10 protein-coding genes are annotated in these 11,658 nt (G+C 35.9%); 3 read left to right on the top strand and 7 right to left on the bottom strand.

Annotated elements, in window-relative coordinates; genetic code table 11:
* Positions 1 to 41: 41 nt before the first annotated feature.
* The 3 genes from JFU54_RS22165 to mecA form a co-directional block, all read right to left on the bottom strand.
* Positions 42 to 1,277: a competence protein CoiA gene (locus JFU54_RS22165; protein ID WP_201066412.1), complete on the bottom strand. Its 1,236-nt coding sequence runs from the start codon at positions 1,275 to 1,277 to the stop codon at positions 42 to 44.
* A gap of 91 nt (positions 1,278 to 1,368) precedes the next feature.
* Complete coding sequence (locus JFU54_RS22160; RefSeq protein WP_002064255.1) at positions 1,369 to 2,913, bottom strand: cardiolipin synthase; 1,545 nt, start codon at positions 2,911 to 2,913, stop codon at positions 1,369 to 1,371.
* Between the two features lie 72 nt (positions 2,914 to 2,985).
* A complete protein-coding gene (mecA, locus tag JFU54_RS22155; protein ID WP_002030378.1) occupies positions 2,986 to 3,669 on the bottom strand; it encodes an adaptor protein MecA in 684 nt (227 codons plus the stop codon).
* Positions 3,670 to 4,105: 436 nt separating this feature from the next.
* Between mecA and JFU54_RS22150 the strand changes: the two genes are divergently transcribed.
* Entirely contained in the window at positions 4,106 to 4,780 is a 675-nt protein-coding gene (locus JFU54_RS22150; RefSeq protein WP_002030376.1) for a TerC family protein, read from the top strand.
* A 50-nt stretch (positions 4,781 to 4,830) separates the two neighbouring features.
* Here the strand turns inward: JFU54_RS22150 and spx are convergent, their stop codons facing one another.
* On the bottom strand, positions 4,831 to 5,226 hold the full coding sequence (gene spx / locus JFU54_RS22145; protein ID WP_002011348.1) for a transcriptional regulator Spx: 396 nt from the start codon (positions 5,224 to 5,226) through the stop codon (positions 4,831 to 4,833).
* Between the two features lie 580 nt (positions 5,227 to 5,806).
* Here spx and JFU54_RS22140 point away from each other — a divergent pair.
* Positions 5,807 to 6,010 carry a hypothetical protein gene (locus JFU54_RS22140; protein ID WP_000559981.1) on the top strand — a complete coding sequence of 68 codons (204 nt, stop codon included), beginning with the start codon at positions 5,807 to 5,809 and terminating at the stop codon, positions 6,008 to 6,010.
* A 29-nt stretch (positions 6,011 to 6,039) separates the two neighbouring features.
* Here JFU54_RS22140 and JFU54_RS22135 read toward each other — a convergent pair whose 3' ends face one another.
* Complete coding sequence (locus tag JFU54_RS22135) at positions 6,040 to 7,686, bottom strand: peptide ABC transporter substrate-binding protein (protein ID WP_002125935.1); 1,647 nt, start codon at positions 7,684 to 7,686, stop codon at positions 6,040 to 6,042.
* Between the two features lie 354 nt (positions 7,687 to 8,040).
* On the opposite strand from JFU54_RS22135, the gene JFU54_RS22130 reads away from it, so the two are divergent.
* The gene (locus tag JFU54_RS22130) at positions 8,041 to 9,486 is read left to right on the top strand and encodes an MATE family efflux transporter (RefSeq protein WP_201066410.1); all 1,446 of its coding nucleotides are present in this window, start codon (positions 8,041 to 8,043) and stop codon (positions 9,484 to 9,486) included.
* A 191-nt stretch (positions 9,487 to 9,677) separates the two neighbouring features.
* Here the strand turns inward: JFU54_RS22130 and JFU54_RS22125 are convergent, their stop codons facing one another.
* Positions 9,678 to 10,613 carry an ABC transporter ATP-binding protein gene (locus JFU54_RS22125; protein WP_002086978.1) on the bottom strand — a complete coding sequence of 312 codons (936 nt, stop codon included), beginning with the start codon at positions 10,611 to 10,613 and terminating at the stop codon, positions 9,678 to 9,680.
* Positions 10,606 to 11,649 (bottom strand): ABC transporter ATP-binding protein, encoded by a 1,044-nt coding sequence (locus JFU54_RS22120; protein ID WP_002011337.1) that lies wholly within the window; start codon positions 11,647 to 11,649, stop codon positions 10,606 to 10,608. The genes JFU54_RS22125 and JFU54_RS22120 overlap by 8 nt, the downstream gene beginning before the upstream one ends.
* Positions 11,650 to 11,658 lie beyond the last annotated feature (9 nt).

Raw genomic sequence — 11,658 nt, 5'->3', positions numbered from 1 at the left:
CCTCCTTTAAATATCTCTACTTAAGTACAATTCTGTTTTTCTTATGTAATTCCTTCACGTTCATTCTTTATTATATCCCCTTTTTCTTCTCTCATGTTGAACTTTGTCTCAAATAGAGATAGCGCATAAGTTAGGCAAATCTCATCATATTTCCTAACTTCCTCCTCCGCCTGTAACATAACTATATTCCTCATTTTTCGGTACGTATAAGTCCCTACTTTATGCAACACGCCTACAAAACATAAAAAAGTCATATATTCAATAACTGCTACTTTCCATATATGTTGTGAAAAGTACGGAAGTAAGCGCATTTCCGTATTTTTTTTTACATAACTACACACATATTGAAGGGAAATACAATTCCCTACCGCAAGCTCACCTATACACTTCATGTATAGAAAAGCTTGCCATGTAAATGGATTTGTTTGAAAAGCAAACGCGGATGGGAGCGGAACACCGATTTCAGAAGGAAAGCTCGCTGGGGTACATTTATATTGATATAAGAGGCGGAGTAGTGACTTATGATTATAATTCCAGATAGATAGAGCGTTTTGCCGAAAATGGTTCTTTTTTCTCTTCCATTCTTGTCCTAATACCTCTTTTTGGAAAGGAACAGAGGAAAAGAGCATGTCAACATTAGTCGTATCAGTTGGTAAATAAATAGTATGTGAGAAAGAGACATTTGTAGAAAACGGAGTGATAAATGCGCATTTCATAAACGATTTTTGTTTCGGACAGAAGAAAATAAGAAATGGCTGAGGATAAGATTGTAAGGAGAAAGCCAGAAGTGAGGAAAATTTCATCCAATATGCAGATTGCTTTTTTAATTGATTTCCACCAATGATCCAGATGACCTGTATACCAGCTTGCCAATACGAGTATGTTCGTTTAGAAAGCTGTTCTATGGAGAGATTGGCGCATTGATATTCAATCGCAATTTCCCTACCTGCTCTCTCTACGAAAACATCTGGTCTTTGCTGGATTTTTGGAAGGTAATGCTCTATATCGACATGAAAATCTTGATGTTTTAACCATCTATATAACAATTCTTTACCTTGCATATGATACATAGATTCTGCTTCATAAAAGGTAAGACATGAATCCACTTTCTTATGAGCAAAATGCCAGCTCTTTTGTGTTCCTAATTTCATTTGCACTTCTTTTCCGCAAGCTGTACAAAAGAATTTTTCTCGTTTACGCATTTCGCGTAAACGTTCTTCATCCCGGTTATATAATAGATGAATTTTCTCTCCGTTTTCTCTCCTTGCAATAAACATCCACCATCACACCCTTTCAACTTCTTGTATTCTACAATTTACTACAAATTCCTCTCAAAAAAAAAGATGTCCTAAATTAGGACATCTCTTTCTATAATAAAGGTGATAATAACCGATACGTCGATTCAACAATCCGCCTATGAAGACGTCTCTTATGAAATCGGTCAACATGAATTTCACTGGATTCTTCTAAATCGTCTTTAAAATCTTGAACGAGCTTTCGAATGCTACCTGTATCATATAAAAAGGCATTTACTTCAAAGTTTAAATGAAAACTTCTCATATCCATATTAGCTGTCCCAATTGATGCGAGATCAGAATCCACGATGACAACTTTACTATGAAGAAAACCTTTTTCATATTCATATATTTTTACTCCTGCATCTAATAACTCCGGAAAGTACGATCTTGATGCATAAAAGACAGTCCGCTTATCTGGCTTACTTGGCATTAACAAACGAACATCAATACCTGCAAGTGCAGCTACTTTTAATGCAGATAAAATATCATCATCTGGGATAAAGTATGGTGTTGCAATCCAAATCGATTTCCTAGCTGAAGCAATCATTGCAAAATATAAATGTTTAATTGTTTCCCATTTATTATCCGGTCCACCTCCAACAAGTTGGACTCCGCCCCAATGATCACCCTCAACTGCTTCCGCTTGTAAATATTCAGGTGCTAATACCGCCTCACCAGTCATATAAAACCAGTCTTGAAGGAAAATTAGCTGTAAACTTTGAACTGCTTCACCGCGTAAATATAAATGCGTGTCTCGCCAAAAACCGAAATATTTATCCTTCCCTAAATACTCATCACCAATATTTAATCCACCTACAAACCCTTCATTTCCATCTATAATAACGATTTTTCGGTGGTTTCGATAATTAATTTTATCGTTTAAAATTGGAAAGCGCACAGGGAAAAATGGAATCATTTCTACTCCTGCATCATTCAATTCTTCAATATACGAATTTGATAATTTAAAGCTTCCAACCGCGTCGTATAAAAAACGAACGACAACGCCTTCTTTTGATTTTTTTATTAAAATATCTTTAATTTCTGTACCGAGCTTGTCATCACGCACAATGTAATACTCCATATGAATGTGGTGTTTCGCTCGATTTAACCCATCTAAAATTGCCTGAAACGTTTCGTCTCCATTTGTTAATGTCCTCGTTTCAGTTTGAAATGAAATATTTAAAGCACCTAATCGATCTGCTAAACGAAATAACAATTCTTGATGCTTATGATTTCGTAAAATCCGTTCTTCGTAATCTTCGTGTCCCTTATATTGTAAAAACGCCTGTTCATCGAGTAATGCCTTCTTTTGGAACATTCTTTTTCTACGAAAATTTTGTCCAAATAAAAGATAAGCAAAGAAACCGAACACCGGAAAAATACCTAGTACGATTAACCACGTAAGTGTTTTAGACGGATGGCGGTTTTCTAAGAAAATAACACATCCAATTAAAAATGCGGAAACCGTAAATAAAATACTAATAATACCTAAAATAGAAACATCCTTTATCCCAATGACATCCGAATAAAATGCTACATCAATAAACATGCGTAATGAAACAAATAATGCGAACAATAGTAGAAAAAAGAAAAGTAGTTTTAACGTATTTTTCATCTCTTACCTCCTTACTAAGAAAGCCTTCCTATTCTTCATAAAAAAAGCCGATTTCATACTATAGAAATCGGCCTACATTTTAGGAGGGAAATTGTTGCGAATTGTCTCAAGCGCACGCTCTTTCACAACCTGTTTCCCATACTCACTTACACGGTGAATCGTTAAAGTAGATTCTTCTCCATATTCTAAAACAATACTTAAAATACGATCAATTTCTTCTTCATCATGTAGCACTTCATCGAATTCCACATATACATAATATCGGTCCTCAAATGAATGTAATTCATCTTTTATATCTTCAAAGATAAGACGATGACTTAATGAAATAACATCTTCAAAATCATTAAACTTAATTAAAAAGCCAAACGTACCATCTTCATTAAAGTTTGTTCCTATTTGTTCTTCTACCTCTTCCACTAATTCTTGCTGGAATAATGATTCGATGCCTTCATCTAGAGGAATGTCTATAATTTTGTCTACACCTATTGGTAGTTCCAGCTTTTGTCCATCCTTTGAAAGCTCCGCTTTCGTTACAAGTACTTCAATCCCTTTATCGACTGCTTGCACTTGGATCCATAACGGCCCATCGATAAAGAAATCATCATGATCACGAGCTTCGTCCATCATCTCCCAAAAGAGCTCTTCACTTCGTTCGCGATCATACCAAATTTCTTCACGATTAAACCCTCTGTCCTCTATATCAATGTACGTAATAAAAAATTTCATCGTATGGTCATTAATTCTTTCAATATCCAAAATACAACGCTCCCTTCCTGCTTAGAATTGTTATGAAGGGATTCCCCACTCATATGACAAAACAATAGATTCTTGTACTCTCATTTTATGATAAGATTCTCCAGAAGGGAAATAAAATCGATTTATTTTACAAAAATAGTTATATACCTATCTGTATTCGACTTTTTACATAAAGTGAAACAATAATCAGTATTTTTTTCATCCTCCACTGATTATTAGCTCGCACCAATCGGAATAAATATACCATTATACCAATTCACTGCTCGCAAAAAATTTGGACATACATTCCCATATTCCCTCGTACACTGTAATAAAGTGAAACTTCTATTAGAGATGATTATTTTGTCCCTGGGAGCGCGGGATCAAAAATAGACAAACTTTCTTCACCACATACATATATTTCGCTTATTAAAACATCATAAATGGAGGCAGACGAATGGACTTAGAGTTTTTAACATCTGTACTACTGATTGTCGGTATCGATGTTGTACTAGGTGGCGATAACGCAATTGTCATCGCACTAGCTAGCCGAAATTTACCTGAAGCAAAACGAAATAAAGCCATTTTGATTGGTACTATGTTAGCAATTGTGCTACGAATTCTCCTCACGATACTAGCTGTCTATTTACTTGATATCCCATTTTTACAACTCACCGGCGGAATTTTACTTACATTAATTGCGGTCAATTTACTCACTGATAATAACAACGATCTTTCTTCTATCAAAGGAAAAACGACTTTATTCCAAGCTGTGCGTACAATTGTATTCGCGGATCTCGTTATGGGGTTTGACAATGTTATTGCCATTGCAGGAGCAGCACACGGAAGACTTTCACTCGTAATTATCGGTTTATTCATTTCTATCCCGATTATCATTTGGGGAAGCAAACTTATTTTAATACTCATGGAACGCTTTCCATTTCTCATTTATTGCGGAGCAGCAGTTCTTGCCTATACAGCAGGAAAAATGATTACACATGAAGACAGACTTGCAACGTTTTTTCATCATAATCCTAGTTTTGCCACAAGTATCCCTTATTTGTTCATTTTCACCATTTTATGCATAGGCTTTATCGTTCAACAAGTGCGATTACGTAATGTTAAACAGTAAAAAAAAACCTTCTACTCTATAATAGGTAGAAGGTTTTCATATTATTATAATTAATTTACAAGACGCTGTGCTTCACGTAATTGGAACGTTCTTACTGTACGTGGTAAGAAACGACGGATTTCATCTTCGTTGTAACCTACTTGAAGGCGTTTTTCGTCAATCATAATTGGACGACGTAAAATACCTGGATAGTCACGAATCATCTTATATAAATCTTGAAGTGGTAAAGACTCTAAGTTCACATTCAATTCTTGGAAAACTTTTGAACGAGTAGAAATAATCTCATCCGTTCCGCTTTCTGTCATACGTAAAATCTCTTTAATCTCATCAATCGTTAATGGATCTGAGAAAATATTACGTTCTGTATAAGGAATATGATTTTCCTCTAGCCATAATTTCGCCTTTCTACAAGACGTACAGCTTGGAGAACTATATAATGTTACCATACAAAGCTCACTCTCCTTAAAGAGTACAAATTCTGTACTAATTACAGTTTAAATTTCTAACTTCCGCAATTTTTCGCGATAACTTGTCTTATAGCAAAGTAAAAAATCGCAATTCATGTAAGCAACAATAATTACTTTTAATAAGTAACTTCTATAATCATTATACAATAGTTTTTGCAAGAAATATACAGTGAATTTACTGCTAGTTGAGAAAATTCCTCCGTGTACTCCACTGCTATGCAACATGATTATACTCAGTAAAACTGTCCTTTAACAACGGTCCTCAACCCTTTTGATACTTACTTTCTACAATAATCTTCACTTGATATACAATTACAGTTTCATAATCTTCCCCATTAAAAAGAGAGCGTTTTCTTACCTTTTCCCGACAAAACAATTGGGAAATGTAAGACTCTAAAGGTTAGAAATAAAAAGGAACATTTGTTCTTATTTTAACAAATCTCTCCGCTCATGTCTATATGCTTTCTAAAGTAAATCGAATATTTTTCTGACATTTCTTTCTTTTTTACCATTTATCTCATACAATAAAAATACAGACAGACAAAGGGGGAATTTGCATATGATCGCTTTTTTTACTGATTTTATCATTGTTGCTACCCTCATCATCGGAATAACAGCATTGATTGGTGTCATTACAAATAGCATCGGTGAAAAACTCTTTGGTGGGAAAGAAAAAATGAAGTTTGTTAATAAAAGTTTAGATGTACAATCTGGCTGGAACCAAGTTGGCGGAAAAGGCATTTATAAAAAACGTACGTACTAAAAAAAGCAGGTAATCACCTGCTTTTTTTGTTATTTTCCTACTGATGCCCATTTGAAGCTTACTTCCCCGCCATACTTATGGTTGTACATATCTTTAATTGTTTCTCTTTGTAAATATGCTCTACCACGTTGATATACTGGAACAATCGCAGCGTCATCAAGTAACATTTTTTCTGCTTCAAGTAAGTTTTTCCAACGAGCATTTACGTCGCTTCCATCTTTCTTCGCTTTCATAATAATCTCATCGTACTTCGGATTAGAATACTTCATTTTATTTTGTGCCCCATCAGTTACGAACATATCAAGATATGTAACTGGATCTGGGAAGTCTGCACTCCATCCAGAGAATGACATTACAAAGTCGCCCGCATCTTCTAATTTTAGTTTTTGCGCGAATGGTTGTTGTTTAATTTTCACTGTTAAACCTGGTAAATTCTTTTCTAACTCACCTTTTAAATATTCACCAGTTTTCTTCGATAATTCAACGTCTTCATTTAATAGCTCTAATTCAATTTCGTTTTTACCAAGCTCTTTTTTACCAGCTTCCCAATACTTTTTCGCTTCTTTTACATTTGGTTTTACAATATCTCCATTTTCAACACGGAAATCTTTTTTATCCGGTCCTTTAATGAAATTGTCAGGAATTAATCCCGTCGCTGGCTTAGAACCGTTATTTAATAATGTATCAACGAATGGTTTACGGTCAAAACCAAGAGAAATTGCTTTACGAATATTTTTATTTGCTAAAGCTGGGTCTTTTTGATTTAAGCGAAGGAAGAATACAGATGTATCTTCTACCGTTTTGAAATCTGGTTTTCCTTTATATTTATCGATGAACTCTGCTAATAACGTCGCTCGATCGACTGCGTTTGTTTCATATAAATTAATTGGCGTAGACGTATCTTTTACAATATTAAAGTTTACTTCCTCAAGCTTCACTTCTTTATTGTCCCAATATGATGAGCTCTTTGTCATTTTGAAGCTACGTTCATGTTGCCAATCACTTAATGTAAATGGTCCGTTATAAAGTGTTGTATTTGCTTCTAAACCAAACTTCGCCCCTTGCTCTTTCACATACTTTTCATTAACAGGATAGAAGATCGGATAGACCATTAAATCAACAAGATATGGAATAGAATTATCTAATTCTACTTCTAGCGTATGATCATCAATCGCTTTTACACCTAATTGGTCTGGACTCATCTCTTTTTTATTAATTTTCTCAGCATTTTTTATATCGTACATAATGTACGCCGATTTCGCAGCTGTATCTGGATTAATTGCTCTTTGCCATGCATACACGAAATCTTTCGCCGTTACAGGTTCACCATTTGACCATTTTGCATCTTCACGTAATTTAAATGTATACTTTTTACCATCTTCTGACTTTTGGAATTCCTTCGCTACACCTGGAACTAATTTATCGTCTTTCCCAAGGCGGTATAGGCCTTCCATCGTATTGTTCATTACTTTTGAAGAAACTGCATCAGCTGATAACGCTGGGTCCATCGTTGGAATTTCTTGTGTTTCAATTAAGTTAATAACTTGCTTCGCACCGCTTTTCCCGCTATCCCCTTTTGCGTTCGCTTGCGGTTCATCTTTTTGGTAGCCACATGCCCCTAAAATCATGCTCATTGCTACTGTTGATGCTACAAAAACTGGTATCTTTTTTTTCATACTTCCACCCTCCAAAAAAAATGTTAGCCCTTTCATTTTCAAACAGAAAGAAATATATATATGTTCTAATAATTCATATTATACACATAAATATATTCTTTGTATATTTATATTTCTATTTTATTAAAATTTTCTGTTAACACCACGTGCCTTTGTAAACGTTTCACACTGCGTTTTTATTGAACTAAAGTGTTAAAAATGATCATTTTTATACTTTTCTAAATTATCAGAGAAAAATAAATTTTATATTCTATAATATCTTACGCATAATTATTCCTCCTTTTTTGTCATAAAATGAAGGTTTATTCATATTGAAAATATGTAGGCTAAAATAAGTGCAAAGGATATGAAAGTGTGTTACGATACACTTTGCTAAAAATAGATATCGGTAAAGAGGGGACGGACATGACAGCAATTCGCTCAAAAAACGGGCCAACAGAGAAATTAAGTTTATTCTTATTAACATGGCCTATTTTTCTAGAAGTTTTTCTTTTTATGCTGATGGGGATCGCTGATACTTTCATGTTAAGTGCATTATCAGACGATGCTGTATCTGGGGTTGGTGCAGCGAATCAATACCTTCATATCGCGATTTTAGTACTAGAAGTCATAGGGAATGGTGCAGCTATCGTTGTATCCCAATACCTCGGTTCTAAACGCTTTATGGAAGCATCAAAAATATCAGCATTAGCCGTCACATTAAATTTAGTGGTCGGACTCATTATAAGCGCTGGTTTTCTTTTATTTTCAAAACATATGATGATGGCAATGAATTTACAAGGCGATGTACTAACGTATGCACAAAGCTATCTATCCATCGTCGGAGGAGCTATTTTCCTTCAAGCTATTATTAACTCATTAGCCGCAATTATCCGCGTTCACGGCTTTACAAAGCAAGCAATGTTTGTTTCGCTTGGAATGAATATCATTCATATCGCCGGAAACTACGTACTTATTTTCGGGAAATTCAGTCTTCCTGAACTTGGTGTGCAAGGGGCTGCTATTTCTTCTGCTGTCAGCCGGTTAATCGCACTTATCGTTTTCTTCTGGTTACTGTACCGCGTTATGGAATACCGTGTGAAATTACAATATTACTTCACTTTATCAAAAGAATACGTTGGCAAAATTTTAAAGATCGGCATTCCATCGGCATTCGAGCAAGTCATGTATCAAGCTTGTCAAATTGTCTTCTTATATTACGCAACATACTTAGGTACGGAATCGTTAGCTGCAAGACAATACGCTACTAACATTTCCATGTTCACTTATTTATTCGCCATTGCTATCGGTATGGGAACAGCTATTATCGTTGGACGCCTAGTTGGCGGAAATGAAAAGGATGAAGCGTACACACGTGTATGGAAAAGTGTACAATGGGCGATTGGTGTAACTTTATTTATGGTCATTCTCGTTGTTACATTCCGAACACAATTAATGGGACTATTTACGGATAATCCTCATATTATCGCTCTAGGGGCAAGCGTTCTTTTACTAAGTGTACTACTTGAAACAGGACGAACGATGAACATCGTCATCATTAATTCACTTCGTGCAGCTGGCGATGCAAAATACCCTGTTTTAATCGGCGCATTCTCCATGGTGTTAATGAGCTTACCACTCGGTTACTTTTTCGCCTTCCATTTAGACATGGGGCTCGTTGGTATTTGGCTAGCGATTGCTATCGACGAATGGACGCGAGCAATTATTATGTTCTTCCGCTGGAGAAGTAGATCGTGGGAAAATTATGCACTTGTTAAACCAAATGAGCAAGATGAGAGTGTTTCTGTTCAAGCGCAGTAAAATAAAAGTGTTTCTAAATGAAGAAAAAGGCGGCTGGATTTCAGTCGCCTTTTCTTCATTCTTGGAAACTCTTAATTTGCTGTCTTTAAACCGAAAAAGAACTTGGATAAAATCTCTTTATACTAAATTAAGTTTAATAAGTATAAAAAAATAGAGCCATCCTTCTTTAATAGAAGAATGGCTCTACTTTATTATTGATAGATTTCTTTATATTTCTTATACTCTGCTTCAGAACATAATACAAAATGTCCTGGGCGAATTTCACGCATTGTTGGTGCTTCCTCACCATATTGATGTTGAGATGGATCGTATACGATACGTTTACGATTGCGCTCATAATCTGGATCTGGAAGCGGAATTGCAGATAGTAGTGATTTTGTATATGGATGCATTGGATTCGCATATAACTCTTCACTTGTTGTCAACTCAACGATTTGACCACGGTACATTACACCAATGCGATCACTAATGTATTTTACCATTGATAAATCATGGGCGATGAATAAGTATGTTAAACCTTTTTCTCTTTGTAACTGTTTCAGTAAGTTTACAACTTGCGCCTGAATCGATACGTCAAGTGCTGAGATTGGTTCATCAGCAATGATAAATTCAGGTTCTACAGCTAGCGCACGAGCGATACCGATACGTTGACGTTGTCCGCCTGAGAATTCATGCGGGAAACGGTTTGCGTGCTCTTTATTTAAACCAACTGTATTTAATAATTCATGAACACGGTCCATACGCTCTTTTTTGCCTTTTGCTAGTCCGTGAATATCAATACCTTCTGCAATAATATCCCCTACTGTCATACGAGGATTTAATGATGCATATGGATCTTGGAAAATCATTTGCATTTTACGGTTGAACTTCTTCAGCTCGGCACGTGATTTTTTACCATGTACATTTTCACCATCGAACAACACTTCACCAGCAGTTGCATCATATAAACGAATAATCGTTCTTCCAGTTGTCGATTTACCACAACCTGATTCTCCTACAAGACCAAATGTTTCTCCGCGGTAAATATCAAATGAAATATCATTAACCGCTTTGACAACACCACCACTCACGTCGAAGTGCTGCTTTACATTTTTTACTTCAATTAATTTCTCACGTTGTTTAGTCATGTTGTTCACCTGCTTTCATTTGAAGAATGCGTTTTTCAACGACTGCCGGTGGTTTTACTTCTGGAGCTTGCTCGTGAAGTAACCAAGTTGCCGCATAGTGTGTATCACTTACTTTAAATAAAGGTGGGTCCATTTCAAAATCAATTTTCAATGCCTGCGGGTTACGTGGTGCAAAAGCATCACCCTTTGGCGGTTTTAATAAGTCTGGAGGCGTTCCTGGAATCGCATATAGCTCGTCCTCTGCACCATCTAAGCTTGGCATAGATGCGATTAAGCCCCATGTGTATGGATGTTTTGGATTGTAGAAAATTTCATCAACAGTTCCAATTTCAACAACTTTACCAGCGTACATAACCGCAACTCGGTCTGCAACGTTTGCCACTACACCTAAGTCATGCGTAATGAAAATGATTGCTGCTTCTGTTTTTTGCTGAATGTCCTTCATAAGTTCTAAAATTTGCGCCTGAATTGTAACGTCTAGCGCTGTTGTCGGCTCATCGGCAATTAATAATTTCGGGTTACAAGCTAACGCCATCGCAATAACTACACGCTGTCTCATACCACCTGAGAATTGGTGAGGATATTGTTTTAAGCGCGCTTCTGGATTCGGAATACCTACAAGGTCGATTAATTCTAACGCAACTTTACGTGCATCTGCTTTACTCATCCCTTGGTGTTTAATAAGGCCTTCCATAATTTGATTTCCAATTGTCATCGTTGGGTTTAATGATGTCATTGGATCTTGGAAAATCATCGCAATATCTTTACCGCGTACTTGTTGCATTTCTTTTTCTGTTAGTTTCGTTAAGTCACGACCTTCAAATACGATTTCACCGTTTTTAATACGCCCTGGAGGATTCGGAATTAATCCCATTAACGCTTTAGAAGTAACTGATTTACCAGAACCAGATTCTCCTACAATCGCTAATGTTTCTCCTTTTTTCAAATCAAAAGTAACACCGCGTACAGCTTGTACTTCACCTGCATGTGTATCAAAGGAGACTTGCAAATCTTTTACCTCTAGCAATGTTTTCATTTTTACTTC

Source organism: Bacillus sp. TH19 (genome assembly GCF_016651075.1).
Taxonomy (GTDB): domain Bacteria; phylum Bacillota; class Bacilli; order Bacillales; family Bacillaceae_G; genus Bacillus_A; species Bacillus_A mycoides.
This window is presented reverse-complemented; position numbering and strand designations above follow the sequence as displayed.